Here is a 26,355-nt window from a genome sequence, read left to right as displayed (position 1 = left end):
TATAAACCGTCAGATAGCTGCGAATTTGACCATCCTGGGCGCCAAGGCGTTGTGGCTGGTAGAAGGCCTGGGTAGCTTGATGGCTATGAGCCTTAAGACATACCTTGCAGCACTCAGCCGAGGCGTTGACCTCGTCGCTGAGTGCGAAGGCATGTCTGCCGCACAGCTGATTTCTTTAGGTGCCACGTCTGCTGATGCCGCCGAGCTTCTGGCGCTACACAGCACCTATTTTGGGCCGACGTCGTTTAGCAAGAAGCAACGCACCGCCGTTGCACACGCGCGAAACCAGCAGCATAGCCTGAGCACCCTGCGGCGCATCGAACATTTTGTTTCGCGAGTTAAGAAGAAAGTCGCGGCGTGGAATTTGCGCGTCGAACTCTGCGCGGCGGCGTCGCCAGAGGTAGAAAGGCTCGCGCGCAAACGCTTGAAGGAGATGCAGCCGCCGCGGGTAGCATCTGAACGTGCTACTTTGCGCCAGCACCCCAATGGTCTGGCCACGCTGACTGTCACTGGTTCTTCGATGGGAATTACGGATGTATTCAAAGGCATCGACCAGTCTCGCCCCGGCGCGAGCTTCTTGGAATCGCAGTCCGAGGGCGGAGTGCGCACGCAGGCTACCACGATGGTGGTAGTCCATCTCGAGGATTATTGCGAGCTGCAGCGCGGTAATGGTCGCGATGATGGCGATGTTATTTTGCGCACTACCTCCGGTGCCACAATGACTGGTGCGGAGTATCTTGAGCGTACTTTTTCCGGCGAGGGATTCGTTACCTTGATTAGCCGCGAGGAAGGGCCGGTGGATCTATACCGCATGTCGCGCTTTGCTTCGCCGAAGCAGCGAAAGATGTTGTCAGCAGAAAACCCCACCTGCGCCTGGCCGGATTGCAAAGTTCCGGCTGAGCGTTGCCAGATACACCACATCGAGCCTTGGGTCCACGGTGGCGAAACCAACGTTTCAAATATGGTTCCGCTGTGTTCCTACCACAACGGTGTAAACGGCGATGACCCGAATGCGCCTCCCGAACGCGGGCGCATGCTCCGCATCGGCGGGCGGGTGGCATGGCAGCCACCGTACGAAGCTCCGCCTACCTTCGTTACCTAGCAGTAACCCAGCTGTAGTTGCCAGAACTAGCGCAATCGCTTGGGCGATTGCGCCTACACGCATGCCTTAAGCACCAGCGAGGCCGCGGCGCTTGAGCAGCGGCTCGACGTCCTTGTCTCGGCCACGCAGTTCGCGGTAGGTTTCGGTGAAATCGCGCGATGCGCCCTTGGACAAGATGAGCTTGCGGAATTTCTCGCCAGCTGCACGAGCTTGCTCGTCCGAGTCACCGGCGCCTTCTTCCTTGAACCAAGAAAATCCATCGGCGTCGAGGACCTCGGCCCAGAGGTAGGAGTAATAGCCTGCAGAGTATCCGCCGGCGAAGATGTGGTTGAAGTACTGGGAACGGTAGCGCGGCGCGATAAGCGGGTTGTTCAGCCCGGCCTTGGCTAGGGCTTGCTTCTCGAACTGCGCAACCTCCGCCGCCTTGAGGTCTGCGGTTTCGTCGAATGAAAGCGAGTGCCACGCCAAGTCCACAATCGAGGCCGCTAGGTATTCCACCGTGGCAAAGCCCTGGCCGAACTCGCTGGCTTCCGAAACTGCCTGCAAGAGTGCATCGGGGATGACCTCGCCGGTATCCACGTGGCGGGCGTAACGCTTCACCAGTGCCGGCTCCAATGCCCAGTTCTCATTAATCTGCGAGGGAAACTCGACCCAGTCTCGGGGGACGTTTGTACCTGCGAAAGTGGGGTATCGGACATCCGAGAGTAAACCATGCAGCGCATGGCCAAACTCGTGGAAGACGGTGCGCAGCTCGTCCAAGCTCAGCAGCGGCTGTGAACCATCGGCTGGCTTGGTAATTCCCATGACGTTCACGATCACCGGTTTGCGCTCCAGCAGACCTGCCTGACCCACAAACTCGCTCATCCATGCCCCGCCGCGTTTGGTGGGGCGGCCGAAGTAATCAGTGACAAACAGGCCGATGCCATTGTCCTTGTCCGTTGCGGGATCCTGGCCCTCGTCGAAAACCTCCCACACGCGCACGCCCTCGGCATATCCCTCCAAGTCATCGCGTGGGACAACCACGATGCCATAAAGACGATTTGCAGCAGCGAATACACCTTCCTCCAAGACCTGTTCGAGTGGGAAGTAATTGCGTAGTTCTTCCTCGTCCAGCGCGAAATCACGGGCACGCACCTGCGACTCCCAATATGGCCAATCCGCTGCGCTAAAGTCCTCATCGCGCAGGCTCGCTGCCTCGGCGAGCAACTTCTGTTCACCTTCTGCGTTGGCCTCAGCCGCAGGTGCTAGTTGGAAGAGCATATCGCGAGCCGCCTGGGCGCTTCCGGCAGTTTCTTCAGAGATGACATAGTCGGCATGCGAGGTAAATCCTAAAAGTTCCGCGCGCTCGGCACGTAGCTGTACGGCCTCGATGAGACCTTCTGCGTTTCCTTCGCCGCGGCGAGCAGACGCCTCATAAAGCTTCGCACGAGCCTCCGGCTGCACGAGACGGGCCTGCTCCGATTGCACAGTTGGCAGCTCTAGAGGAATCACGAAGCCTTCACGACCCAGAGCTTTTGCATCCGCGCTCGCGGAGGCCTTCCTCTCCTCCGGCAGGCCCTCCAACTCCTGTTCCGTGAGCTCCACCGCGAGTTTTCGGGTTGATTCCATCAGCGTTCGGCCGAATTCCTCAGACAGAGTCGAAAGACGCTGATTGATTTCCGAAAGCCGGGCCTTGCTTGCGGAATCTAAGTCCGCGCCTTTGCGAGCGAACGTACGCAGCAAATGAGCATATAGACGTTGGGATTCCTCGTCCTTGGGCGTGTCTACGCCCACTTCCTTCAAACGGGCGTAGAGAACCGCATTTTGATAGATCGCATCTTGATGGGCGGAAAGCTCTGGCCATAGCTGCGAACCGATGGCCTCCATACCGTCGGTGATATCGGTTCCGGAGAGATTCGCAAAGACAGCAATGACGCGTTCCAGGTCTTGTCCGGAGCTCTCTAGTGCTTCGACGGTGTTTTCCCACGTCGGGTCGGCGGGATTATCTACGATGGCGGCGATTTCGGCATCATGAAGCTGAAGAGCCTTGTGAAAAGCCGGGAGGAAGTGTTTTTCTTTAATCTCGGCAAAAGGTGGCAATTGGTAGGGCAGAGTAGACGGAGAAAGTAGTGGATTACTCATAAGTGAGCAATGTACCCAATAAGGGGCTGAAGCGGAGTGATTTGACTCTCACGCGACGTAAGGGAGTGAAATTTTGGTATGAGCATACACATGGAAGTAGGCGAAGCCGCAGAATTTCTGGGAGTCAGCGTACGTACTCTGCACTACTGGGAAGAACGCGGACTTGTTATACCGAACGCTCGTACGTGGTCTAACTACCGGCTTTATTCGGAGCAAGACATCGCACGGGCGCAAAGAGTTGTGGTCTACCGCGCTACGGGGATGCCGCTTAAAGATATAGCTGCGGCCCTGGAAGCGGGAGATAGTCCGGTGGAACACCTACGCCGCCAACAGGCGATGCTCATGGAAAAACAACGCCGCCTTGATGAACAAGTGCGCGCACTCGATGCCCTTTTGGAGGAAACCATGAATAACAACAATCTCTCGGTTTCGCAGATTGCGGCAGTGCTTGGCGATAGTTTCGCCGAACACCACGCCGAAGCCGAAGAAACCTATGGCGATACGGAAGACTGGGCTATCTCCCAGCGCAATGCAGCCCGCCGCAACGTGGCAGACTGGGAAGAGCTTAAGCAACGCCATGAAAAACTCGAGCGTGAGCTAGCCGCTGCTTGTACGGCCGGAATGGACCCCGCAGCGCCGGAAGCTTTACAGCTGGTAGAGCGACACCGCGAATTGTTAGGTGAGCACTTTCCGGTATCGAAGTCCAAACATGTGCTTATCGCGCGCGGCTACACCGCCGACGAGCGTTTCCGCGCTCACTACGATTCCCAGGCGCCAGGTCTTGCGCAGTGGCTCCAAGACGCGATTAACGCCGCCGCACACGCCGCGGGAATCGACCCAGACACCGCGCAATGGCGTTAGTGATGCTCAAACGCACCAAGCAAGCCTAAGCGCTGAGCTCAACTCAGCGCCGTACTCGAGCAACAAAAAGGCTCCCCTCCGTAAGAGAAGGGAGCCGAATTGTTACGGTTTACTTCTTCAGACCGTCAATGATCTCGTTGAAGGCAGCAACCGGGCGCATGACGGAGGAAATCTTTTCCTCGTCCGGTGCGTAGTAGCCGCCCAGATCAGCTGGGGAGCCCTGAACATCGAGCAGACCCTGCTGGATCTCGTCCTTCTTAGCCTCGAGTGCCTCAGCAACCGGCTTGAAGGTCTCGGCCAGCTCAGTATCTTCGGTCTGAGCAGCCAGCTCCTTCGCCCAGTTGAGGGTCAAGTGGAAGTGAGAACCACGGTTGTCGTTCTCACCGACCTTACGGGACGGGGAGTTGCCCTCGTCGAGGAGGGTCTCGGTGGCCTTGTCGAGGGCGTCGGCAAGTACGCCTGCCTTAGTGTTTCCGTGCGCATTGAGCTCGTGGCGGAAGGACTCAGCCAGAGCAAGGAACTCGCCCAGGGAATCCCAGCGCAGGTGGTTTTCTTCCTCAACCTGCTGAACGTGCTTCGGAGCGGATCCGCCTGCACCGGTCTCGAAGAGGCCGCCGCCAGCCATCAGCGGAACCACAGACAGCATCTTTGCGGAGGTGCCGAGCTCGAGAATTGGGAACAGGTCGGTGTTGTAGTCACGCAGCACGTTGCCGGTGACGGAGATGGTGTCTTCGCCCTTACGGATGCGCTCGATGGAGATCTTGGTTGCCTCGACCGGGGAGGCGATGGAGATATCCAAGCCCTCGGTGTCGTGGTCTTGGAGGTACTTCTCAACCAAGGAGGTGATGTTGCGGTCGTGTGCGCGCTCCGGGTCCAGCCAGAAGATGGTCTTCATGCCGGAAAGGCGAGCGCGGTTAACAGCCAGCTTGACCCAATCCTGGATCGGAGCATCCTTGGTCTGGCAAGCGCGCCAGATGTCGCCTGCCTCGACGTCGTGCTCGATGAGGACGTCGCCAGCGGAGTTAGTCAATTGCACGGTGCCGTTCTCCGGCACCTTGAAGGTCTTGTTGTGGGAACCGTACTCCTCAGCCTTCTGAGCCATCAAGCCGACGTTCGGAACGGTACCCATGGTGGAAGGATCGAAAGCGCCATTCGCCTTGCAATCATCGATAACTGCCTGGTAGACGCCAGCGTAAGAAGAATCAGGGATGACAGCCAAGGTGTCCTGCTCTTCATCATTCTTGTTCCACATGTGGCCGGAGGTGCGGATCATGGCCGGCATGGAAGCGTCGATGATGACGTCAGATGGGACGTGCAGGTTGCTGATGCCCTTAGCGGAGTTGACCATAGCCAGGTCCGGACCATTTTCGAGAGCAGCGTCGAATGCGGCCTTGATCTCTTCGCCATTCTCGAGGGACTGCAGGCCCACGTAGATAGCGCCAAGGCCGTTCTCACCATTGAGACCAGCGGCCTCAAGCTGCTCGCCGTACTGTGCAAAGACATCAGCGAAGTAAGCACGCACAACGTGGCCGAAGATGATCGGGTCAGAGACCTTCATCATGGTGGCCTTCAAGTGAGCAGAGAAGAGAACGCCCTCTTCCTTAGCGCGTGCAACCTGAGCCTTCAGGAACTCATCCAGAGCCTTTGCGGAAATGAAGGTGCCGTCAACAACCTCGCCCTTTAGAACCGGCAGCTTCTCCAACAGGACGGTCTCAGTGCCGTCCTCAGCAACGAGCTTGATGGAAAGGGTGTCATCCTGCTCCAGGATGACGGACTTCTCGTTGTGACGGAAGTCGTTATCAGACATGGTGGCCACGTTGGTCTTGGAATCAGCAGACCAAGCGCCCATCTTGTGTGGGTACTTCTTCGCGAAGTTCTTCACTGCGATGGGAGCGCGGCGGTCCGAGTTGCCCTCACGCAGCACCGGGTTCACAGCGGAACCGGTAACCACAGCGTAGGCCTCCTGCGCGTCCTCGTAATCCGGGACGTCGTAACCTGCAGCCTGCAGCTCAGCGATTGCCTTCTTTAGCTGGACGAGGGAAGCGGAGATGTTCGGCAGCTTGATGATGTTAGCTTCCGGAGTCTTAGCCAGCTTGCCCAGCTCAGCGAGGGCGTCTTCGACCTTCTTGTCGCCGAGGCGCTCCGGGAACTGCGCCAGGATGCGGCCGGCCAGGGAGATATCGCGGGTTTCTACCTCGATGTCTGCGGTGGAGGCGAAGGCCTCAACAACCGGCTTGAAAGAGTAGGTTGCAAGCAGCGGAGCTTCGTCCGTGCGGGTCCAGATAATCTTTGCCATGATTCTCCTAATTAAAACGTGAAAATGTTTCGACCTACCAGAATACCTACTTAGTATTCGCGGCGTTGACGACTACCCCTCAGAGACCCCACGCTTCCAATATCCCATGAAAGACACAGCCGAACGGGGCACGCCGGCCTCTTTAACCAGCAATCGACGCATACGCTTGACGACGCCGCTTTCTCCCGCAATCCACCAATACGCATCGCTTGCAGCGCGCTCGCCTAGTTCTTCACCGGAAGAGGAATAGGCGGGGGTTTCCCAGAGGATTTCGCGCTCCACGACGCTGCTTAAGGAGTTCGGTTGTAAGTCTTTATCGGCAGGGGCGGGAGAGGGAAGACCTGCGAGGTGGGCGAGGGCGCCGATAAGTGAGGCTTCGTCGTGCGGGAGGAATTCCACCTTGACACCGGCTGGAGCAGCGAGTGCTTGGGCATCCTGGAAGTAGGGCACCGCAATGTGCACGGTGCCGGTCAGCCCCGCCGGCCATTCGTCGAGGATGCGGGCGATTGCAGGCAGTGCGGTTTCATCGCCCAGAATGTGGATTTCGCGGGACTCGCCGGGCTGGAATTCGATGCCGGGGCCTGGGGCGTCGGTGGCGTGGGGAGCAATCACGTAAATGCTATCGCCGGGTTTGGCCGCGTGTGCCCAAGAAGATGCTGGCCCGGTTTGCCCAGGGGCAGTATGCAGGACGAAGTCGACGGTGAGGATGCCGTTTTCGCGGTCTAAATCGCGTACAGAATATGTGCGCATCGCTCCGCGGGTAGCCGGGTCGAGCTTTTGCCAGGAACTGAACCAATCTTCTGCGGCAGGCAGTTCAGGCAGGCCGGCAGGGCCGGGGATGATCAGCTTGATGCGCAGATCGTGGATCGCACCTGCAGGGCCCATTTCTTTCAATCCAGACAGGCGTACGCGTTGAAAGCTTGGCGAAATCCGCGTGGAGTCGACGACGGTCGCGCGGAATGGTTGATAGGCCACTTATTTCACCCTCCTTTTCCCAATCGGCATGACAGCCGGCAGCCCCGAGACTGGATCATCAACGATGACCGAGTCAACACCGAACACGTCGTGCACGGTCTGGTGTGTCAAAACTTCCTGCGGGGTGCCTTGAGCGTAGACCGTGCCATCTTTAACAGCGATGAGCGCATCGGAGTACCGGGCAGCCAAGTTGAGGTCATGGATGACCATCACGATGGTGGTGTCATGCTTTTCGTTCAAGTCCACCAGCAGGTCGAGGACTTCGAGCTGATGCTTGATATCGAGATAGGTGGTGGGCTCATCCAAGAGCAAGATGTCGGTGCGCTGGGCTAGTGCCATGGTGATCCACACGCGTTGGCGTTGGCCGCCCGAGAGCTCATCGATGGAGCGCTGCGCCAGGCTGGCGACGCCCGTCAGCTCCATCGATTCTTCCACAATTGCGTAGTCTTCCTGACTCCAGCGGCCAAGCAGCCCCTGGTGCGGAGTACGCCCGCGGCCGATGAGGTCCGCGACCACGATTCCGTCCGGCGCGATTGGTGATTGCGGTAGCAAGCCCAGCGACGTGGCGAGCTGTTTGGTCGGGATGTCGGCAATCTCCTTACCGTCTAGGAAAATGTCGCCGTGTGTTGGCTTTAGCAGGCGGGAGAGCGAACGTAGGAGGGTCGACTTACCGCAGCCGTTTGGGCCGACGATGGAGGTTATCTTTCCTGGGGCGAGCGAGAGGGATAGATCGCTTAAGATGTCGTGCTCGCCGTAGCTTAGGGTGATTTCCTGCGCGGAAAGTTGTGCTGATTGTTTCATTGTGGCGACGGTGTCCTAACGGTTGGTACGGGTAAGCAAATAGATAAGGAAGGGAGCGCCGAGCGCACCGGTGACGACTCCGACCGGATAGCGGGTGCCGAAGAAGTATTGTCCGGCCATGTCCGCAGCAAGAACTAGGATGGCGCCGATGGCACCGGCGGGAGCGATCATCGAAGGTCCCTGACGGAAAAGCCGGGTGGCGATTGGCCCTGCCATAAATTCCACGAATGCAATGGGGCCTGTCGAAGCGGTGGCCACTGCGATGAGGATGACCGCACCGACAATTGCCGTAACGCGTACAGCGTTAAGGCGGAGGCCGAGTCCGACGGCGAGGTCGTCGCCAAGCCGTAGCACGTTGAGTTTGTGGCCGAGCATAACCATGACCGGCGCGATGACTACTACCGCCACGAGGAGGGGGAGGCCACGCTGCCAAGACATGGTGTTGAGTGAGCCCGTAATCCACCGTGTGGCCGTGGGCAGGTCATAAGACGGTGCTTTCGATAGCACGAAGTTCGTCCAGGCCTGCAAGATTGCGGACATACCGATGCCGATGAGAATCAGGCGGGTGCCAGTAAAACCTGACTTGAGCGACAACAAATAGATGGCTCCGGCAACAGCGAGGGAACACAGCAGCGACCAAATCGAGACTGTGGTTTGGGAAGCATTGAAAAAGACGATTGCCGTAATGCCTGCGGCTGAGGCGCCGGAGGAGATGCCGATGATATCCGGCGAGGCTAGCTGGTTGCGCAGCATGGTTTGGAAGGTCACACCGGCGATGCCGAAAGCGATTCCTGCAGCCACGGCCACGGTGGCCCGCGGCAGGCGTAGTTCGCCGACGGTAAAGGAAGCGCCGGGAACGGTCTCTCCGAGTAAGACCTGGAGGATCTTCTGGGGGCCGTAGAAGGTCTCGTCAAACATGAGTCTGGCGGCCCACAACACTACGATGAGAGCGATGAGCGCGCTAAGGCACCAGGCAAAAGAACGAGTGCGGGCACGGCGCTGCTGCTGGAGTGTTTGCATTAGAGATCACGCACCTTTGTGCGACGGACGATCCAAATAAACAATGGCGCTCCGATAAGCGGGGTGAGGATTCCGACGGCAATCTCGCTGGGGCGTGCGACGATGCGGCCCAAAGTATCGGCTGCGACGAGCAGGAAGGCGCCGGCGAGGCCGGTCATCGGCAGGAGAAGTCGATGGTCGGTTCCTAGGGCCAAGCGCATCACGTGCGGGACGATAAGTCCCACAAAAGCGATGGGGCCGGCGAGCGCCGTGGCCGTGCCGCACAAGATGACTGTCCCGACAACGGAGATTAGGCGCGCACGCAGGACGTTGATGCCGAGGCCGGTGGCGACGTCGTCGCCAAGCGCAAGTGCGTTGAGCGCTGTCGAACAGGCCAACACGATGACAAGACCCAGCACTAGGAAAGGCAGGGCCATAGCGATATGCGGCCACTGGGCGCCGCCAACGGAGCCAATTTGCCAGAAACGGAACTGGTCCATGACATCGGTGCGGGGCAAAAGCACGGCGCTGACCAAGCTCGAGCAGGCCGCGGCTGTAGCGGCGCCGGACAGCGCGAGCTTTAGGGGAGTAGCGCCTCCGTGGCCTAGGGAACCGACGAAATAAACAAACGCCGCGGCCGCGAAAGAACCGATGATGGACACAATCATCGTCGGAACAGGGCGCGAGAGTCCGAAGAACGCGATACCCACGACCACAGCGAGGGAAGCACCAGACAGGATGCCGAAGATGCCGGGGTCGGCGAGGGGATTGCGGGTCATGGCTTGCAACGTGGTGCCCGACATGGCGAGTGCAGCTCCGACGAATAGTGCCAAAACGGTGCGGGGCACGCGCAAGTAGGCGGCGGCCTCACTGGCGGTGGCAGTGGAACCGCTAAGCGCTGAGAGGGCGTCGGATAGGGAAATCGTGCGCACGCCAAACATGACCGAAGCCACCACTGCGGCAACAGTGGCGGCCAATAGTCCGATGCTGACGGCGGTCTTTTTAGCCGTCATGGAATTAGCCCTGCAAACCGGAGTTCAAGCGCTCGAAGTATTTATCGATACCCCATGGAATAGAAAGCGGAGATTGGTTAGCAGAAGCACCAAGTGGGCCGTTGTCGAGGAAAACAACGTGGCCAGCCTTGACGGCCGGAATCTTGCCCTTAAGTGGATCCTTTTGCATTTCCTCCAAAGCCTTCTTGTCATCCGCCGCGTTGCCGGAGGAGTAGGCCACGACGAGATCGACGTCGTTGAATTCTTCCGGCTTTTCGGCCGAGACCTCAACCCAGAACTGCTTCGCGCCCTTGGAGTTCTTCTCTACGATGTCCGGGGTTCCGAGACCGTGTTCAGCAAGGAAGCCCATGCGCGGATCCTCAGTGGTAAAGAAACCAATCTTGGAGGCGTCAGTGGTGCCGCCGAATGCGGTGAACAGGAGCTTCTTGTCCTTTAAGTCTGGATATTTGCTCAGGGCCTTTTCGGTTTGTTTATCGAGGTCGTCGACAAGCTTTTTGCCTTCGTCTTCCTTGCCGATGGCCTCAGCGTTCATCTCCACCATCTCTTCCATGGACGTAGCCCATGGAACATCGGGGTAGGCCACGACGGGAGCGATCTTGGACAGCGTGTCGTAGTCCTCTTGCGTCAAGCCAGAGTAGGAGGCCAGAATGACGTCCGGCTGGGTATCGGCGACCTGCTCGAAGGGGATGCCGTCGGTTTCATCGAAAAGCGTCGGGGTTTCAGCACCGAGCTCCTTTAGCTTTTCTTCGGTCCACGGCATGATGCCGTTGCCGTTGTCATCGCCCCAGGTGGACTTGGACATGCCCACTGGTGCAACGCCAAGGGCAAGGGGGACCTCGTGGTTGGCCCAGCCAACGGTGGCTACGCGCTCAGGCGCCTTCTCGATAGTGGTCTCACTGAAAGCGTGCTCGATGGTGACGGGGAAAGCGGCCGAGTTCGCGTTGTCTGCAGAGGAGACAGACTCGTTGCTGGTCGATTCTTCGGACGAGCAGGCGGTGACGCTGAATAGCGTGGCTGCCGCTGCGACGGAGGCGATGATGCTTTGTGCACGTACGAGGGGGAGATCTCCTTGCTTGGTGGATCAGCAGTAATTACTGGATAAGGTAATCCTGTTCTAACTCAGGCAAGCCTATTATGCAACGACTATGTTGCGCAATTTCTTCGGTATGAGCTTTGACACAAAAGTCCGACGGTGTGGGAATAACCCAGTTCAGTCTTTCCGACTTACGCACACTGTCTGCCCCGCGCTAAGGTCTCCGCACGTGAAACCTGTTTCTTCTACCGCCGCGTCCGCCGATAGTTCGCGTCCCGACGCTTCGCGTGCCGATGCTTCGCCTGCCGATGCTTCGCGTGCCGATGCCTTGCTTGCCGACGCCGCACCCAAGCCCCGCGTCCCCCGCCAAACCGAGATTTCCAATGCCCGCCGTATGCTGGTTACCCTCGCCCTTGCGCTGGGTGCGTTTTCGATTGGCACCACCGAGTTCGTGTCGATGGGCTTGCTGCCGCTTATCGCAGGTGACTTCGGCATTACGGAGGACGCTGCCTCGACGCTGATTTCGGTCTACGCGCTCGGCGTTGTGGTCGGTGCGCCGGTGATTTCTGCGGTAACGGGCAAATTCCCGCGCCGTCGACTGATCATTTTGCTGATCGCATTTCTTCTGATTGGCAACCTACTGACGGCACTGGCGCCGAACCTGGCGACGTTACTTATTGCCCGTTTTATCGCAGGCTTGCCGCACGGCGCTTATTTCTCCGTGGCCAACCTCTCGGCTGCGGCGATGGCGCCGAAAGGCGCTCGCGGTAAGGCGATGGCCGCAATCGGCATGGGTTTGGCCGTTGCCACGGTCGTCGGCGTGCCAGCAGCCCAGGCGCTGGGCCAGAGCTTGGGTTGGCACGCGGCTTACTTCCTCGTCGTCCTGCTCGCGCTGGCGACGATGATTCTGCTGTTTTTCCTTTTCCCACACATGACCCAGATGCCTTCGACGGATATCTCCACTGAGCTGGGCGCTTTGAAGAACCTGCAGGTATGGCTTTCTGTCATCATGGGCATCGTCGGCTTCGGCGGCATGTTCGCCGTCTACACCTACATCACCTGGACGATGACCGAAGTTGCGGGAATGCCAGAGCACTGGACCTGGGCGGTGCTGATGATTTACGGCATCGGAATGACCATCGGCAACGCGGTTGGCGGCGCGCTTGCTGACCGCAACACCGAATACTCTATCGTCTTCGCCCTCCTCTGCTTGGTTGCGACCTCCCTTATCTTCTTCTTCGGCGCCCATAGTCTGTGGGTGGCCGCCACCGCGTTCGGTTTCCTAGCCTTCTTCGGCTCCGTCCTTATCCCATCGCTGCAGCTGCGCCTCATGATTGTTGCCGGCGATGCTCAGACCCTGGCTTCCGCGTTCAACCAGTCCGCGTTGAACATCGCGAACGCCTCGGGCGCGGCTTTGGGCGGACTCGTCGTCGGTGTGGGCTTTGACTACAACGCCACCTCGCTTGTCGGTGCGGTGCTCGCATCGGGCGGTATCGTCGTCTGGTTCATCACGCAGGTAACCGCCAAGCGAAGCGGTGTTTATAGCAAGATCATCGAACAAAGCTAGAGAGGCTATGAGCTCTCAGGCATCCACCGGCGCTGGCGGGCACGGCACTAGCCGCGGTGGCGGTTGCGGTTTGTCTGCTCGCGCGTAAGTAGACTGGCGCGCATGACTTTTACTATCGCAAGCGTTAACGTCAACGGAATTCGCGCCGCCTGCAGGCAGCGCAATGAAAACAACCCAGGCATGAATGCGTGGCTTGCTGAGACTGCGGCGGACGTTGTCCTCATGCAGGAAGTCCGCGCGAATCCGAAGGAGACGGAGAAGGCGCTTGCCCCAGCTTTGGAGGCCGGCTGGCACCTCGAGCAGGCAGAGGCTGCCGCTAAGGGGCGCGCGGGCGTGGGAATCTTGTCGCGCACGCCGCTTAGCGACGTCACCGTTGGCTTCGGTTCCTTCCTCGATGCCGGTCGCTTCATTGCGGCTACCGTTAAGGACCCAGAGGGCAAGGACGTTCGAGTGGCGTCGCTGTACCTGCCTTCGGGCGATACGGATTCGCCAAAGCTCGATGAAAAGTACCTTTTCCTCGACGAGTTCTCAGGCGTGTTGTCTGAGCTGGCAGAGGCTTACCCGCAGGCAGTTATCGGCGGTGACTGGAATATCTGCCATCGCGCGCAGGATCTGAAAAACAACAAGGCCAACGAGAAGAAGTCGGGCCACCTGCCGGAAGAGCGCGCTTTCATGGATCACGTCTTTGGCACCTTCCCGGACGACGCGCCGCAACCGAAGAAGGGGTTGGGCGATTACCTGGGCGTCGTGGAGTATGCGACCAAGACTGACTGGTCCACCCGCGTGCCGGGGGAGGAAGACGTCAAATGGTACGACGTTGCAAGGCGCTTGGCGCCAGAGGCTGATGGTCCATATACCTGGTGGACCTATCGCGGCCAGGCTTTTAATAATGACGCAGGCTGGCGCATCGATTATCAGGCGGCGACCAAGGACTTGCTCTCCCGTGTAGAAAAAAGCTGGGTGGAAAAAGCACCAAGCGTGGAGGAGCGGTGGTCCGATCATTCCCCTTTGCTGGTGCAGTATCGCTAAGCGGTGTTAAACTGGATCAGTCTTTAAACCCTTAAGTTCGTATACGGAGAACCTAATGACCCGCGCAATTATTTACTTCGTGCTCGGCGCCGTACTGCTCGGCCTGGGTATTTGGTGGTGGACCATCGTAGGTCCGTCCTTCGCCTTCCTGGCTCCTATTATCCTCCAGGGCGTCGGCGGCGCGTTCATGGTCGCTGGTTGGGCAGTTATGCTCGACGTTCATGCGCCAACCTCCCGCAAGCTTTAAAGCCTGCGCATCTTTGATGCCTCTTTCCTGCCTTTGGGGAAGGGGCATTTTTGATCTCTTGGGTGCGCGCTGCAGCTGCCGGGGTAGAGTGAATAACCATGAATGAGCAGAATCCATCCCGCGTACTGTCCGGTATCCAACCCACGGCTGATTCCTATCACCTGGGTAACTACTTGGGAGCGCTGAAGCAGTGGATCGATCTGCAAAACGGCTACGAGGCCTTCTACTTCATCCCTGATCTGCACGCGATTACCGTCGAGCAGAATCCGGAGGAGTTGCGCAACCGCACCGTCGCGGGTGCCGCACAGCTTATTGCGCTGGGCATTGACCCGGAAAAGTCCACGCTTTTTGTTCAGTCCCACGTTCCGGCACATACGGAGCTGACTTGGGTGCTGCAGTGCCTGACCGGTTTCGGCGAGGCCTCCCGCATGACCCAGTTCAAGGATAAGTCTGCAAAGCACGGCTCGGATCGCACAACGGTTGGCCTGTTTACTTACCCAATGCTGATGGCAGCCGATATCCTCCTGTACTCCCCGGACTACGTGCCGGTGGGCGAGGACCAGCGCCAGCACCTGGAGCTAACCCGCAACCTGGCGGAGCGCTTTAACAACAAATACGGCGAGGTTTTCCGCGTTCCGGAACCATTCATTCCGGAAGGCGCTGCGAAGATCTATGACCTGCAGGAGCCGACTTCGAAGATGTCGAAGTCGGGAGATAACCCAAAGGGCCTTATTAACCTGCTGGATCCGCCTAAGACTTCCGCGAAGCGCATCAAGTCTGCGGTCACCGATGACTTGGGCGTTGTGGCCTTCGACCGCGAAAAGCAGCCGGGCGTGTCTAATTTGCTGGTCATCCAGTCTGCGCTCACGGGCGAGAAGATTGATGCGCTGGTGGAGAAGTACGCCGATAAGGGCTATGGCCACCTCAAGGTGGATACCGCCGATGCGCTGGAGGCGTTTACTACTCCTTTGAAGTCGCGCTACGACGAGCTCATGGCGGACCGCGGCGAGCTGGAACGCCTGCTGGCTAAAGGCGCAGAGGCGGCTTCGGAGATTGCAGAACCGCTCGTGGAGAAGGTTTACGAGGCAGTCGGATTCCTCCCCCGACTGCGTAAGTAAAAGCCAGCAATTCTGCGCGGTGGTGGTATGACACGCTAACCTGGGTAGTCTGAACTTATATGTGAAAACTCATACGTGAAAAGGACATGTTGCCCGTGGCTACCACCACCCAAACAGACTCTTCCAAGACGGACGACTACGGCATCGAACGCGCCTACGCTGATGACCCAAGTCCGGTAGACAAGGTGCGGGATAAGTCGCCTTTCATCGACCACATCATGCGCATGCTGGGCCGCTACGGCGAAAACGGCGGCAACCAGTTCGCCGCCGGCATCACCTATTTCTCGGTGCTGGCAGTCTTCCCGCTATTCATGCTTACGGTGGCAGTTGCCGCAACGGTCTTGGCGAGCCGCCCTGACCTCATGCAGCAGGTCCAGGATTACATTTCCGACTCCGTATCCGGTGACCTTGGCGGCACCATCAACGAGGTCCTAGAAACCGCCATCGCCCAGCGCGGCGCGATGTACGGCATCGGTGGCCTTACCACTCTCTGGTCCGGCTTGGGCTGGATGAATAACCTGCGTATCGGCATTTCTGCGATGTGGGATAAGGATCCGAACGAAACCCAGGGCAACTTCTTTACCCAAAAGTTGAGCGACCTTCTGGGCCTAATCGGCCTGCTGGTGGCGCTCATCGTCGCCTTCGGCGTTACCGCCGCGGGCTCGTCCGGTCTTACTCAGAAAATCTTTGAAAAGGTCGGTATCGCCTCCTTCCCGGGCATGGACGCCGTGATCATCCTGGCCGGTATTGCCCTCGGCCTGCTGGCGAACTTCCTCGTGTTCTGGTGGATGATCGTCTTCCTTCCACGCACAGAGGTCCCTACCAAGTCCGGCCTGAAGGGCGCGGCAATCGGTGCGGTGGCATTCGAGGCCATCAAGCAGCTTTCCACCGTGATCATGTCTTCTGCCTCCGGCAACCCCGCGGGTGCGGTATTTGGTCCGGTCATCGTGCTTATGGTCATGATGTACCTGGTTTGGCGCGTCGTACTTTATGTCTCCGCGTGGACCGCCACTACAGAAGAATCCATGGAGTTGGCGGAGCCACCAGTGCCGGAGCCTGCCGTGATCCGCGTGCGCAACGAGGTCAAGAGCGGACCGTCGACTAGCGTGACCCTCGGCGCAGGTGCGGCGATGGGTGCTGTGGTTGCCGGCATCGCGGCACTGCTACGTCGAAAGTAACATTCCCCCGTCCCCGACACCATAATTTAGGCTCTGATTTAGACTACTTATTATGACTCCAGAATCCTTCGCGCCGAACCTGTACGAGCACTTTTCTCTCGACCATCGCAGCACTTCCCGAGAGCTGGGAATCTTGCTTGCTGCCAAGGATGCGCGTCTGGAGCAGATGGGCTTCGAGCTTGGCGACGACCGCCGGCAAGAAGCACAGATTGCCCACACAATCTTGTCTAACCCGGAAAACCGCGCCACCTACGATCAGGGCCTGGAGGATAGTTTCCAGCCCACCTGGGCGCAGCTGAGTGAGCTTGCGGCTTACGGAGAGTGGCCGGCGCAAATGCAGCGCCCACAGCAGCCTTATGGTTTCGCTCCAACTGCGCAGGCCCAGGCTTCGCCCTTCGATCCTTTCGCGCCGCAGAATAAGGCGGCCGCTCCGGCACCGTTTAGCCCGTATCAGCCAGCGCAAGTTAACGCCGAGCGCCCGTTGGGCAGCACCCGTGCGCTGATGGCTATTGCGGACCTCGTCCTATGCGGCATGGTTTCTGCTCCGATTGCGGCAATAAGTGCGGGGGCCTCGGAGCTGTCAATGTCTCTTATCTTCGGGCTGTGCACGATTTTGTACTGCGTAGGCTTCGAAGTTTCATGGGGTGCAACGCCGGTAAAGAAGCTGTTGGGCTATGAGGTCCGTGACCGGACTTCGGGTGACAAGCTCAGCGTTATCCAGTCTTTGAAACGGCAGTGGTGGCGCGTTGTCACCCTCGTTCCAGGTTTGGGTGGGGCAGTCAGCTTCTTCGCCGCGATTTTCTACGCCACCACTATCAATCAGGAAAATGGTTTACTCGGTGCGCACGATAACCTCGCTAATGCCGAAGTAGTGAAAAAGCAGCGATAACGATAACCAGCAAGGCCACTGCTGCAGCGATGGCCCAGCCGGCCCAGCCCTCGATTTTCTCGAGGGCTGATTTTTTAGTTTCGGGGGCCTGCTGCGTGGTCTGCGGTGCGGGGCGAGGAGTTTCTTTCTGCGGGGCGTCGCCAAGCTTGCCGACGCCCGAGCCAGCCGGGACTTTATACGCGGCGTCGAGAAGCATCTGCGCCTGCTGCCACGCGCGGAAGCCGTGCTCGACGGTGGTATCTAAGATGACGGCCTGCAGGCGGCGGCCATCGCGGTCGAGTGCGCCAACGAAAGTGTGGTGTGCGTCTTCGGTGTAGCCGGTCTTACCGCCGATTCCGTGGGGATCGTTTAAATAAAGGCCGTTGTCGTTCCATAACTCGTAGCCAGGCAGTTCGCCCCAGCCGGGAAATTTGACGTGTTCGGTATCGACGATGCGGGCGAAAGTCTTATTTTGGAACGCCGCGCGGTAGATGATGGAGATGTCTTCCGCGGAGGTGGACATGCCGGCTGAATCGAGGCCCGAGTAGCTTGCCGCGTGGGTGGAGCGGGTGCCGAGCTTCTTCGCGAGCGCGTTGACTTTGCGTAGGGCCTTCTCATCGCCGCCAACTTGGCCGGCGAGGGCGTGGGCGGCGTCATTGCCGGAGGCCATCAACAGGCCCTCGAGGAGTTGTTCAACGGTGTATTCGCCGTCGGGGCCGATACCTACGGCGGAGCCTTCGACGGATGCATCTTCCATGGTGGCTTTGACTTTTTTGTCGAGGGGGACTTCCTCGATGACCACGAGTGCTAGAAGGGCCTTGATGATAGAAGCCGGCCGGTAGCGGCCGTGCGGGTCTTTCATGGCGATGATCTCGCCGGTGTCTAAGTCGCTGACCATCCAAGCGGAGGCGACGACGTCCTTATTGAGATCGAATCTTGGGGCGGCGGTGACACCACAGCGCTGCGTGGACTCGACAGGCGGCAGGGGAGTTGGGGTGGGCTGGCCCGGCGCGAGACGCTCCGAGGTGGAGACGGGCTCTCCGGGGCTAAGCGAGTGGGGGCAGTTATCGGTGTTTGGCGCTTCGGTCCGGATGGCCGAGGATTCGGCGTCCGTGCTCATTTCTGCGGCGTCTGCGTTGGTCTCGGCGCCTTCAACGTTTGGCTCAGCGTTGGAGTCAGGTTCGGACTCTGCGGGTGCAAAGTCTTGGGCCGAGGCAAGCGGAGCACTAGCGACGAGGCAGGCGGAAGCGAGGAAGGTAGCGATAACGTTTTTCATGGCATGGAACATCTTAGGCACAGTGCCTAGGATGTGTCTTATGCATGACGCACCATTAATTAGCCCAGAAAATAAAGATTCCGCGCCGGAGCTTATCGCTCGTCTTCCCAAGGTCGAATTGGATGCGGTTTTCGCGCCGGAATCTTTGCCCGCAGATAACGCCGCCTTAACCGCGGCGATGCGCGAATATGTTCAGGAATTGGCCGCGGCGAACGTGGTGTATGCAGAGATTCGTTTCGACCCACAGGCATTTGCTTTTGGTGCGGAAGCCGCTCTCGAAGCAGCGACAGCCGGCCTCGACGTTGCCGGAATTGATGCGCGTTTGTTGCTGACCAACGCCCCGCAGTCCGCTAGCGCCCGTTTGGGCTCGCAGGTCGTCGGTTTTGTGCTGGAAGGCGAGAGTGATCCGCAGGTTGTTGCGGATCTGCGCGCGAATTTCGTGCCTTTCGTTGTTGATGTCCGCGGCCTCGAATTCGGGGCGGTTGCTGCTGCTGTGCAGGCCGGTGCCACTCGTTTGGCGCATGCGACCCAGCTGCCGGATGATTTCTCCGCCGATCTCGAGGGCATCCAGCCAGGAACGGTCTCGAGTTGGATTCGGGATCGCCATCTGGCAGCTACCTTTGAGCCGCTGTCTTTTGAGGAATTCAGCGACCATCCGCTGCCGCTGCTACAGCAGCTGGGCTTTACCTGTGCCGTAACCGCCGGTTCGGGCAATCTCAATGAGGTGTTCCTGGCTTTAACCGAGCACTTTGGCTACGGGTTGGAGGAGTTTTTCGATTTGAGCGTGAAGGCGCTGGAGAACTCGTTTAGCACTGAGGAGGAGCGTCAGCACTTGCTGGAGACTGTCATCCTTCCCGCATACGAGGAGCTTTCTGACCCTGAGCTTGCAGGACCAGACACCGAAGAGTCCGTCGCCGCGGAATAGTTCCCCGGAGCAGCCGGCGAAGTAATGCCAGCACAAGCAAAAGACCCTGCATCGTAAAAGACCCTGCATCTTGCGATGCAGGGTCTTTTCACGTTGAGGCTAGAAGCGGGAGAAACGCTTGATGAGCATTTCCTCTAGGCCCTTCCATGCCTCTGCGTGGTGGTTATAAGGCTTCGAGGGGACGTAGCCTGCGTGCTCGGTGGAGCCCAGCATGTAGCCCAAGTAATCCTGGAAACGTGGGTTTTCGAGCATGTAGGAGTTAATAGAGTCGTCGCCAGCCCAGTCTGCGGCATCTGCGCAAACCTCGTAGCAGCGGCCCATCTGGTCTTGGTCGACTGCCTCGGGGCCCTTCTCGATATCGCGGGTAAGCCCGTTGAAGGTGTACTGATTATCCGGGTGAACGCTAAGCTCCAGCTCGCCAGCGTTGGCCGCGGAGACGAGTTCCTCCCAAGTGGAAACGCGGGCAAGATCATGCTCGTCGTTTTCCATAATCCAGCGAACGAGAGTCTTCGGGGAGTTGAAGGTGAAGATTTCGCCCCACTTGCCCAAGAACACGGGTTTGCCGTCTAGGTAGGTGCGCAGCGTATAAACCGACTTCATGTCTGCGGTGATTTTGACCGGATCGATGCCCGCCGCAGCCCATGGGGAGTTGTCATACGGGTCCGCTGCCGCCGCCGCAGCTTTGCGTGCCTCTGCCTTTTCCTTTCGTTCCTTCTCGGCCGCCGCGGTTGCGGTTGCGATGCGCTCTTCGGCTGAAGCGACTTGCGCCGAGTCTAACTCGGAAGAATCTACTACCTTGACGTTGGAATCGAGGTCCTCGATTACTTCCTTCCAGTTAGCAAGGATTACGCGGCCTACACCAGACCATTCGCTCATGCCTTGCTCGCCCGCGTAGTGGTCTGCACCGCGCGGGACGTTGCGCAGGATGGAGTGGGAGGCGAAGAAAATTACGGTGTGCTCGGCGCCGGCTACGTTAGCGAGAGACTCGGCTACCTCTAGGCAGCGAGCAACCGCGCTAACGTTTTCGTGGCTGGGGCGGCCGGCTAGGTGCGCCGGCATTCCGATGAGATCGAAGACTTCCTTCTTTGCTGGGCTGACGCGGTCTTCGGCACGCGCAGCGAACTCGGACCACTGTGGATGGTCGAGGAGATCATGGTGCTTTCCGGACTCCAGGTAGCACAGCATCTCTGCTTCGGAGTTGAACACGAGGACTGATTCCGCATCCCCCAAAAATGCCTGCCACTCGGAGCCATTCTGGCGCCACTTTGGCGCCCACAGGGTGTAGAAATCGCCCTCGGTCAAGGAGAGCTGGACTGGAACAATTGCGCGTGTGCTCATGGGCAAACAGTCTACCCAAACATTTTAGATTCGCCGTATTCGCATATCCCGAGTCCAGCGAGATACTTTTAGCCGGTGGGCCGCCAAAAGCCCTTGAAGGCCATACCCATATTGCTGGTGCGTAACGGACTCGTCTCCACCGGGCTGCCGGCTTCAATCATCTCACCGCTGCCTTTGTACATCGCGACGTGCCCGTCCCAAACCACGAGGTCTCCCGGCTGGAGCTCATTTGCGCTAACCTGCTTGCCCACGGTCTGTGCTTCCGCCGTGCGTGGAATCTCCACGCCTGCCTGGCGCCACGCCCATTGGGTAAGACCGGAGCAATCGAAGCCGCCGTTACCCGTACCGCCCCAAACATAAGGCGTACCGAGCTTGCTCATCGCCGCAGCGACTGCGGCCTTGCCCTGTGAGCTGCCCTCACCTGCGCTGGAAGAACCCGCCGCAACGGTAGAAGAAAGCCCAGCGACCGGCTTAACCTCGCTTGGTTTCTCACCATTTCCCAGCGCTATCTGCGGCTCGGCAGGCTCAGAGCTGCGGCCAATGACAGTCTTTTCCACCGCGCGCCGGGCAATGGGCAATAGCGGCTGAGCCGCCGCCAACAGTTCGCTCAAAAGCTGTTTTAAGCGCGCAAAAGCCTGTGCCAGATGGGACGCGATCAAACCTTGTATGTGCGCCCGAGCTGCCGCATTGATTGCCGGGTTCGGAACGAGCATGCCCAAAGCCACAGGGGCGGCCTTGGTCAACAGCGAGATTCCAATACCAATGAGGTCGCGGCCTGCAGCTTTAATCAGTTGTTGCGCCTGGGATACCGCGTTTTCTATGGTGGTGCGGTCTTCTGCAAGGACATTCGCGGCGTCGAGAAGCTTGGAAGGGTCACCGTGCGCAATTTTTGCCAGCGCCGGGACAGTCTCTAAATCCGGGACCTTTGGCAGCTCTACCGCCGGTAGCGCAGGAGGAGCCATCTGCGAAATCTGCCTTACTGCTGCCTCAATCATGAAAGAACACCTCCCAGATGAGCGGCAGTCGCAGAATCAGCGGCGTCCGCCTCCTCTGCCATGGCTACCGACGCCGCGGCTACCTCTTCCATATCCGCGCGCAGAGATTCCGTGCGGGAGTTGAGGTTGGCAACGGCGTCACAAAGATGAGCACCAAATGCAGAAAGTGAACCGTCAGGTATATGCGGAAGTGGAGGAGTGGTCTCTTGCGTAGCGGCAAAAAGTTCGCGGGCTAGATGTCGGGTGAATTCGGTATCAATCGTGAAAGTCGTCATAGTCATTTGGACTGCCCCAAAACCCAAACGGTTCCCAAAAGTTCTAAAGTGGGAAACCATGGACATCCACGTAGTAGATCACCCGCTTGCTGCTTCCCGCCTGACCATCATGCGCGATGCACGCAGTGATAACTCCACATTCCGCGCCGCCCTCAAAGACCTCGGAACCATGCTTGTTTATGAGGCCGCCCGCGAGCTTGACGTCGAGCACTTCGATTGCGAGACCCCCGTGGCAACAGCCGAAGGCACCCGCCTGCTCGACCCGCCCATCATCGTTCCGATTATCCGCGCTGGACTGGGCATGATTGACCCAGCTCTCGCCATGATCCCAGACGCGCAGGTGGGCTTCATCGGCATGGCCCGCAACGAAGAGACCCATGAGCCGGTCCCTTACCTAGAGGCACTGCCAGAGGATCTTTCCGGCCGCACCGTCTTTGTGGTGGATCCAATGCTGGCCACCGGCGGTTCCTTGCTGCATTCCCTAAAGCTGCTGGCAGATCGCGGCGCCACCGACATCACCGCAATCTGCATGGTTTCCGCGCAGGAAGGCGTCGATGTGCTGGCCAATTCTGGCCTGCCTGTGCGTCTGGTTACTGCCGCGATTGATTCGCACCTGAATGAAGACGCCTACATCGTTCCTGGTTTGGGCGACGCCGGTGACCGCCTCTACGGCCCGCGCAACATCGATTTCTAATCTGCGCTAGGCTAGCGGCCACGAACTACTTTTGGGGGAAAGGAAAGATTCGTGGCCAACAAAACGTGGGCGTTAGTAGGGCATGACTTTGCGGCGCGGCTACGGGGGATTCGTGCACGGCGCCGCATGTCCCAACAGGCTTTGGCGGAAATCTCGGGGGTCTCGCGCAGCCAAATCTCAAACTTGGAGCGTACGGATAAGGCGCTGCCGCTGCGAGCGGATCCGCAGCTTTCAACGATGTTTAAGTTGGCATTCGCGCTGGAAGTGCCACCGTCTGCGTTGCTGCCCGATGCGGAGCACATGCTTGACGAAGTCACCCCGTTTGCGCCCGAGTATATCGACCGGCGTCGCTTCGCTGCGGCCGCAGAATTTTAAAGAAGAAAAACTGCACCACTTGGTATATTCCGGCGCTGAGCTGCGTGGCTACCTGAACCGCTTTGTCTAGTTGTAGACTTTGAGGTCAGTAGAAAAATTTTGGGAGGTGCCGAGTGATTTCCACATTCGTGAATGAGTGGTTCGACAATCATCGCGCGGAAGTAATTGCATGGCGCCGCCATATTCATCGGCACCCGGAAACGTCCAACAATGAAGTTGAGACCACCAACTTCATCGCCCGCAGGCTCGAAGAATATGGGTTAAATCCGCAGCGTTTCCCGCAGACTGGCCTGATGGTTGATATCGGCCCTGATACCGAGCAGGGCCGTTTGGCCTTTCGCGCCGACATCGATGCACTTCCGGTTACCGAGGTCACGGGGTTGGAATACACCTCCGAAAACCCCGGTGCTATGCACGCTTGCGGCCACGATGTGCACACCACCATCGCTCTGGGGCTTGCGTGCGCTCTGGCGGATTTCGAGCGCGCGCATTCCTTGCCGTTGGGTGTACGCGTTATCTTCCAGCCAGCGGAGGAAGTATGGGTTGGCGGCGCCACGGATGTGATCGAGTGGGGCGCTCTTGAAGGGGTTAACTCCATCTTTGCGGTACACGTGGAGCCGAAGCTGCGCGTAGGCCGAATTGGCGTGCGTGCCGGGGCGATTACCTCTGCAACCGACGTCGTCGAGCTCGAGATCAAAGGCCCAGGAGGTCATACCTCCCGCCCGCACCTTTCTGCAGACGTCGTCTACGCTTTGGGCAAGGTCATCACGGAGCTGCCGGCCCTGCTGTCGCGCCGGGTGGATCCGCGGACGGGAACGGTCTTGGTCTTCGGACAGGTCAATTCCGGCTATGCGCCGAACGCAATGCCGGAGTCCGGCACGCTAACGGGCACCATGCGCACCGCGGACATCGGTATCTGGCGCGGCATGCAAGCGCTATTTTCGGAGCTCGTGGAGCAGGTATTGGCGCCGGTTGGGGTGGAACACGAGCTCACGTATCACCGCGGCGTTCCGCCCGTGCTTAACGACGACGTCTCTACCGCACTGCTAGCATCTGCCGCACAGGCCATCGACCCGCAGTCCGTCGTCCAGGCCCCGCAATCCTCCGGCGGCGAGGACTTCTCTTGGTACTTAGAACATGTGCCGGGCTCCATGGCGCGTTTGGGCTGCTGGTCTGGCGAGGGCGAGCAGCACGATCTGCACATGGGCGATCTCAATGTCGACGAGCGCTGCATCGGTGTAGGCGTGAAGCTTTTCGGCTCCGTGGTGGAGCAATTTACCAAGGTGCAGGAATAGGGGAGCAACCATTACACTGTCTTAAGGATTAGGTCCTTAAACACTCTATAAAGGAGCATTAGACAGTGACGAAGGAAACGCTAGACGCTGCAATCGAGGATGCCCCGCGCATCGTTATCATCGGTGGCGGCCCAGCAGGCTACGAGGCGGCCATTGCCGGAGCCAAGTACGGCGCACAGATTACCCTGGTTGAAGAGCAGGGCCCCGGCGGTTCTTCCGTCTTGCTGGACTGCGTTCCTTCCAAGTCCTTCATTGCTGGTGCAAACCTGCGCACCGACTTCCGTCGCGCTGAAGCCATGGGGCTCAACGAGCAGCTCGGCTCAATGCAGCTGAAGCTGCAGGCCCTGAACGAACGCGTGCAGGTACTGGCCGGTAAGCAGTCGGCAGACGTTCGTGCAGGCCTGGAGAAGATCGGCGTCAACGTTATTGACGGCCGCGCGAGCTTCAACGAGGATCAGCATGGGGTGCAGGGCGCGGCGCACAAGGTCGACGTCGTCAAGCGCGAAGGCGAAACTGAAACCCTCGAGGCAGACCTCGTGCTCGTGGCTACCGGTGCCACCCCGCGCATCCTGCCGGGCGCGCAGCCAGACGGCGAGCGCATCCTGACCTGGCAGCAGGTCTATGACTTGAAGGAAGATCCGGAGCACCTCATCGTGGTCGGTTCTGGCGTGACCGGTGCGGAGTTCGTTTCTGCTTTTGCAGAGATGGGCGTCAAGGTAACCATGGTGGCTTCCCGTGACCGTATTCTGCCGCATGATGACGCCGACGCAGCCGACGTCCTCGAGACCGTTCTGGCTGAGCGCGGTGTTGAGCTGGAGAAGAACTGCCGCGTTGAGACCGTTACCCGTACTGAAGACGGCAATGTTGTGGTCAAGACGCAGGACGGCCGCGAGATTCATGGCTCGCACGTGATCATGTCCATCGGCTCCATCCCGAATACCCAGGAACTTGGCCTTGAGCACGTTGGTGTGGCTACTCAGAAGTCGGGCCACATCAAGGTCGACCGCGTTTCTCGCACCAACGTCGCGGGCATCTACGCAGCCGGTGACTGCTCCGACCTGTTCCCGCTGGCTTCCGTGGCCGCTATGCAGGGCCGCATCGCGATGTACCACGCACTTGGTGAAGGCGTTTCGCCGTTGCGTTTGAAGACTGTCGCCACCGCCGTGTTTACCCGGCCGGAGATTGCCGCTGTGGGCTTTACCCAGGCTGAGATTGAGGCCGGCGAGGTTTCCGCGCGCACCATTACGATGCCGCTGAACACCAACCCGCGTGCGAAGATGCGCTCCCTGAACCACGGCTTTGTGAAGCTGTTCTGTCGTGCTACCTCCGGCCGCGTTATCGGCGGCGTTGTCGTTGCACCGACCGCTTCCGAGCTCATCCTGCCAATTGCCGTGGCAGTGACCAACCAGCTGACCGTTAACCAGCTGGCTGATTCCTTCGCGGTCTACCCGTCGCTGTCCGGTACCATCACTGAGGCGGCACGCCGTCTGGTTGCCCACGACGATCTGGAGTAGACACTGCTCAAACGCCCCCGAGGGCGGCCCCGGCGGCACAAATTAAAGGCAGCTGGTCAGACCAGCTGCCTTTTTGCTGCGCTTTCTCCGTGGTTTTGCCGCTCCCGCGGCCTAGGCCCGGGCCAGGAAGAGGTAGGCCAGCAGCGCGATAAAGCCCACGGCCAGGGCCGCCAGGCCCGTCAGGTTGATGGACGCGGTGCCGGTCAGCGCGATGAAGGACCCCACTCCCGCGATGATGAGCGCGGCGCCGAGGCCGCCCACAATTTTCGGCATCCGCGGCGCCTGCGGGCGGGCCAGGATGGCTACGAGTGCTGCCACCGTGACTATCAACGCTACCCATTCCATTACTCGAAAAGCCGTACCAAACTCCATGGACATGCAAGCGATCGCGACAACAATCGATACGAGCGAGAGAAAGCTTAAAACTCTTGCATTTGTCACCTAAATCATCTCCAATCCG

The 26,355-nt window shown here is 59.1% G+C and carries 25 protein-coding genes; 13 read left to right on the top strand and 12 right to left on the bottom strand.

All coding sequences use genetic code 11. The features are described 5' to 3' along the window. The first annotated feature begins 85 nt into the window (after positions 1 to 85). Positions 86 to 1,102 (top strand): HNH endonuclease signature motif containing protein, encoded by a 1,017-nt coding sequence (locus HMPREF2692_RS05320; RefSeq protein WP_062039135.1) that lies wholly within the window; start codon positions 86 to 88, stop codon positions 1,100 to 1,102. Between the two features lie 66 nt (positions 1,103 to 1,168). On the opposite strand, the gene HMPREF2692_RS05315 is transcribed toward HMPREF2692_RS05320, so the two are convergent. Next, positions 1,169 to 3,223 carry a M3 family metallopeptidase gene (locus HMPREF2692_RS05315; protein ID WP_062035787.1) on the bottom strand — a complete coding sequence of 685 codons (2,055 nt, stop codon included), beginning with the start codon at positions 3,221 to 3,223 and terminating at the stop codon, positions 1,169 to 1,171. 78 nt (positions 3,224 to 3,301) lie between these two features. Here HMPREF2692_RS05315 and HMPREF2692_RS05310 point away from each other — a divergent pair, with 78 nt between their 5' ends. Beyond that, positions 3,302 to 4,084, top strand: coding sequence for a MerR family transcriptional regulator (locus HMPREF2692_RS05310; protein WP_062035786.1), 783 nt, complete (start codon positions 3,302 to 3,304; stop codon positions 4,082 to 4,084). A 109-nt stretch (positions 4,085 to 4,193) separates the two neighbouring features. On the opposite strand, the gene HMPREF2692_RS05305 is transcribed toward HMPREF2692_RS05310, so the two are convergent. The 6 genes from HMPREF2692_RS05305 to HMPREF2692_RS05280 form a co-directional block, all read right to left on the bottom strand. Beyond that, positions 4,194 to 6,380 carry an NADP-dependent isocitrate dehydrogenase gene (locus HMPREF2692_RS05305; RefSeq protein ID WP_070432703.1) on the bottom strand — a complete coding sequence of 729 codons (2,187 nt, stop codon included), beginning with the start codon at positions 6,378 to 6,380 and terminating at the stop codon, positions 4,194 to 4,196. 72 nt (positions 6,381 to 6,452) lie between these two features. Further along, entirely contained in the window at positions 6,453 to 7,355 is a 903-nt protein-coding gene (locus tag HMPREF2692_RS05300) for a siderophore-interacting protein (protein WP_062035784.1), read from the bottom strand. Then, a complete protein-coding gene (locus HMPREF2692_RS05295; RefSeq protein ID WP_061920704.1) occupies positions 7,356 to 8,156 on the bottom strand; it encodes an ABC transporter ATP-binding protein in 801 nt (266 codons plus the stop codon). Between the two features lie 15 nt (positions 8,157 to 8,171). Next, positions 8,172 to 9,176: a FecCD family ABC transporter permease gene (locus HMPREF2692_RS05290; RefSeq protein ID WP_062042088.1), complete on the bottom strand. Its 1,005-nt coding sequence runs from the start codon at positions 9,174 to 9,176 to the stop codon at positions 8,172 to 8,174. After that, complete coding sequence (locus HMPREF2692_RS05285; protein WP_070432695.1) at positions 9,176 to 10,168, bottom strand: FecCD family ABC transporter permease; 993 nt, start codon at positions 10,166 to 10,168, stop codon at positions 9,176 to 9,178. The genes HMPREF2692_RS05290 and HMPREF2692_RS05285 overlap by 1 nt, the downstream gene beginning before the upstream one ends. Before the next feature lie 4 nt (positions 10,169 to 10,172). Then, positions 10,173 to 11,207 carry an iron-siderophore ABC transporter substrate-binding protein gene (locus HMPREF2692_RS05280; RefSeq protein ID WP_070432696.1) on the bottom strand — a complete coding sequence of 345 codons (1,035 nt, stop codon included), beginning with the start codon at positions 11,205 to 11,207 and terminating at the stop codon, positions 10,173 to 10,175. 388 nt (positions 11,208 to 11,595) lie between these two features. On the opposite strand from HMPREF2692_RS05280, the gene HMPREF2692_RS05275 reads away from it, so the two are divergent. From HMPREF2692_RS05275 to HMPREF2692_RS05250, 6 genes are all read left to right on the top strand, one after another. Further along, positions 11,596 to 12,768, top strand: coding sequence for an MFS transporter (locus HMPREF2692_RS05275; RefSeq protein WP_083323818.1), 1,173 nt, complete (start codon positions 11,596 to 11,598; stop codon positions 12,766 to 12,768). A 102-nt stretch (positions 12,769 to 12,870) separates the two neighbouring features. Next, positions 12,871 to 13,797 carry an exodeoxyribonuclease III gene (locus tag HMPREF2692_RS05270; RefSeq protein ID WP_061920713.1) on the top strand — a complete coding sequence of 309 codons (927 nt, stop codon included), beginning with the start codon at positions 12,871 to 12,873 and terminating at the stop codon, positions 13,795 to 13,797. A 55-nt stretch (positions 13,798 to 13,852) separates the two neighbouring features. Further along, positions 13,853 to 14,044, top strand: coding sequence for a hypothetical protein (locus tag HMPREF2692_RS05265; protein ID WP_049147434.1), 192 nt, complete (start codon positions 13,853 to 13,855; stop codon positions 14,042 to 14,044). A 98-nt stretch (positions 14,045 to 14,142) separates the two neighbouring features. After that, positions 14,143 to 15,162, top strand: a complete 1,020-nt coding sequence (trpS, locus tag HMPREF2692_RS05260; protein ID WP_061920716.1) for a tryptophan--tRNA ligase — start codon at positions 14,143 to 14,145, stop codon at positions 15,160 to 15,162. Positions 15,163 to 15,257: 95 nt separating this feature from the next. Next, the gene (locus HMPREF2692_RS05255) at positions 15,258 to 16,340 is read left to right on the top strand and encodes a YhjD/YihY/BrkB family envelope integrity protein (RefSeq protein ID WP_061920839.1); all 1,083 of its coding nucleotides are present in this window, start codon (positions 15,258 to 15,260) and stop codon (positions 16,338 to 16,340) included. Positions 16,341 to 16,392: 52 nt separating this feature from the next. Continuing rightward, positions 16,393 to 17,229 (top strand): RDD family protein, encoded by an 837-nt coding sequence (locus HMPREF2692_RS05250; protein ID WP_062042072.1) that lies wholly within the window; start codon positions 16,393 to 16,395, stop codon positions 17,227 to 17,229. On the opposite strand, the gene HMPREF2692_RS05245 is transcribed toward HMPREF2692_RS05250, so the two are convergent. Continuing rightward, complete coding sequence (locus tag HMPREF2692_RS05245) at positions 17,198 to 18,484, bottom strand: D-alanyl-D-alanine carboxypeptidase family protein (RefSeq protein WP_070732139.1); 1,287 nt, start codon at positions 18,482 to 18,484, stop codon at positions 17,198 to 17,200. The two genes, HMPREF2692_RS05250 and HMPREF2692_RS05245, sit on opposite strands and share 32 nt — an antisense overlap. 40 nt (positions 18,485 to 18,524) lie before the next feature. On the opposite strand from HMPREF2692_RS05245, the gene HMPREF2692_RS05240 reads away from it, so the two are divergent. Further along, complete coding sequence (locus HMPREF2692_RS05240) at positions 18,525 to 19,409, top strand: amidohydrolase family protein (RefSeq protein ID WP_235591001.1); 885 nt, start codon at positions 18,525 to 18,527, stop codon at positions 19,407 to 19,409. 99 nt (positions 19,410 to 19,508) lie between these two features. On the opposite strand, the gene HMPREF2692_RS05235 is transcribed toward HMPREF2692_RS05240, so the two are convergent. From HMPREF2692_RS05235 to HMPREF2692_RS05225, 3 genes are all read right to left on the bottom strand, one after another. Further along, on the bottom strand, positions 19,509 to 20,747 hold the full coding sequence (locus HMPREF2692_RS05235; RefSeq protein ID WP_062042069.1) for a hypothetical protein: 1,239 nt from the start codon (positions 20,745 to 20,747) through the stop codon (positions 19,509 to 19,511). A 68-nt stretch (positions 20,748 to 20,815) separates the two neighbouring features. After that, positions 20,816 to 21,742, bottom strand: a complete 927-nt coding sequence (locus tag HMPREF2692_RS05230; RefSeq protein WP_062042065.1) for a C40 family peptidase — start codon at positions 21,740 to 21,742, stop codon at positions 20,816 to 20,818. Continuing rightward, the gene (locus tag HMPREF2692_RS05225) at positions 21,739 to 22,023 is read right to left on the bottom strand and encodes a hypothetical protein (RefSeq protein ID WP_061920725.1); all 285 of its coding nucleotides are present in this window, start codon (positions 22,021 to 22,023) and stop codon (positions 21,739 to 21,741) included. The genes HMPREF2692_RS05230 and HMPREF2692_RS05225 overlap by 4 nt, the downstream gene beginning before the upstream one ends. 52 nt (positions 22,024 to 22,075) lie before the next feature. Between HMPREF2692_RS05225 and upp the strand changes: the two genes are divergently transcribed. The 4 genes from upp (at position 22,076) to HMPREF2692_RS05205 (ending at position 25,895) form a co-directional block, all read left to right on the top strand. Next, on the top strand, positions 22,076 to 22,711 hold the full coding sequence (gene upp / locus HMPREF2692_RS05220; protein WP_070823043.1) for a uracil phosphoribosyltransferase: 636 nt from the start codon (positions 22,076 to 22,078) through the stop codon (positions 22,709 to 22,711). Positions 22,712 to 22,762: 51 nt separating this feature from the next. Continuing rightward, a complete protein-coding gene (locus tag HMPREF2692_RS05215) occupies positions 22,763 to 23,086 on the top strand; it encodes a helix-turn-helix domain-containing protein (protein WP_062035772.1) in 324 nt (107 codons plus the stop codon). 113 nt (positions 23,087 to 23,199) lie between these two features. Beyond that, positions 23,200 to 24,381, top strand: coding sequence for a M20 family metallopeptidase (locus HMPREF2692_RS05210; protein WP_070823041.1), 1,182 nt, complete (start codon positions 23,200 to 23,202; stop codon positions 24,379 to 24,381). Positions 24,382 to 24,446: 65 nt separating this feature from the next. Then, positions 24,447 to 25,895: an NAD(P)H-quinone dehydrogenase gene (locus tag HMPREF2692_RS05205; RefSeq protein ID WP_235597081.1), complete on the top strand. Its 1,449-nt coding sequence runs from the start codon at positions 24,447 to 24,449 to the stop codon at positions 25,893 to 25,895. 111 nt (positions 25,896 to 26,006) lie between these two features. Here HMPREF2692_RS05205 and HMPREF2692_RS05200 read toward each other — a convergent pair whose 3' ends face one another. Then, positions 26,007 to 26,336 carry a hypothetical protein gene (locus tag HMPREF2692_RS05200; RefSeq protein WP_141744829.1) on the bottom strand — a complete coding sequence of 110 codons (330 nt, stop codon included), beginning with the start codon at positions 26,334 to 26,336 and terminating at the stop codon, positions 26,007 to 26,009. Positions 26,337 to 26,355 lie beyond the last annotated feature (19 nt).

This window comes from Corynebacterium sp. HMSC036D03 (assembly GCF_001836185.1).
Taxonomy (GTDB): domain Bacteria; phylum Actinomycetota; class Actinomycetes; order Mycobacteriales; family Mycobacteriaceae; genus Corynebacterium; species Corynebacterium simulans.
This window is presented reverse-complemented; position numbering and strand designations above follow the sequence as displayed.

Coding starts and splice junctions, on each gene's coding strand:
- HMPREF2692_RS05245 (WP_070732139.1), bottom strand. CDS start 18,484: ATGAAAAACGTTATCGCTACCTTCCTCGCTTCCGCCTGCCTCGTCGCT.
- HMPREF2692_RS05230 (WP_062042065.1), bottom strand. CDS start 21,742: ATGATTGAGGCAGCAGTAAGGCAGATTTCGCAGATGGCTCCTCCTGCG.
- HMPREF2692_RS05275 (WP_083323818.1), top strand. CDS start 11,596: ATGCTGGTTACCCTCGCCCTTGCGCTGGGTGCGTTTTCGATTGGCACC.
- HMPREF2692_RS05250 (WP_062042072.1), top strand. CDS start 16,393: ATGACTCCAGAATCCTTCGCGCCGAACCTGTACGAGCACTTTTCTCTC.
- HMPREF2692_RS05320 (WP_062039135.1), top strand. CDS start 86: ATGAGCCTTAAGACATACCTTGCAGCACTCAGCCGAGGCGTTGACCTC.
- HMPREF2692_RS05295 (WP_061920704.1), bottom strand. CDS start 8,156: ATGAAACAATCAGCACAACTTTCCGCGCAGGAAATCACCCTAAGCTAC.
- HMPREF2692_RS05225 (WP_061920725.1), bottom strand. CDS start 22,023: ATGACTATGACGACTTTCACGATTGATACCGAATTCACCCGACATCTA.
- HMPREF2692_RS05290 (WP_062042088.1), bottom strand. CDS start 9,176: ATGCAAACACTCCAGCAGCAGCGCCGTGCCCGCACTCGTTCTTTTGCC.
- HMPREF2692_RS05305 (WP_070432703.1), bottom strand. CDS start 6,380: ATGGCAAAGATTATCTGGACCCGCACGGACGAAGCTCCGCTGCTTGCA.
- HMPREF2692_RS05315 (WP_062035787.1), bottom strand. CDS start 3,223: ATGAGTAATCCACTACTTTCTCCGTCTACTCTGCCCTACCAATTGCCA.
- trpS (WP_061920716.1), top strand. CDS start 14,143: ATGAATGAGCAGAATCCATCCCGCGTACTGTCCGGTATCCAACCCACG.
- HMPREF2692_RS05235 (WP_062042069.1), bottom strand. CDS start 20,747: ATGAGCACACGCGCAATTGTTCCAGTCCAGCTCTCCTTGACCGAGGGC.
- HMPREF2692_RS05270 (WP_061920713.1), top strand. CDS start 12,871: ATGACTTTTACTATCGCAAGCGTTAACGTCAACGGAATTCGCGCCGCC.
- HMPREF2692_RS05310 (WP_062035786.1), top strand. CDS start 3,302: ATGAGCATACACATGGAAGTAGGCGAAGCCGCAGAATTTCTGGGAGTC.
- upp (WP_070823043.1), top strand. CDS start 22,076: ATGGACATCCACGTAGTAGATCACCCGCTTGCTGCTTCCCGCCTGACC.
- HMPREF2692_RS05240 (WP_235591001.1), top strand. CDS start 18,525: ATGCATGACGCACCATTAATTAGCCCAGAAAATAAAGATTCCGCGCCG.
- HMPREF2692_RS05265 (WP_049147434.1), top strand. CDS start 13,853: ATGACCCGCGCAATTATTTACTTCGTGCTCGGCGCCGTACTGCTCGGC.
- HMPREF2692_RS05285 (WP_070432695.1), bottom strand. CDS start 10,168: ATGACGGCTAAAAAGACCGCCGTCAGCATCGGACTATTGGCCGCCACT.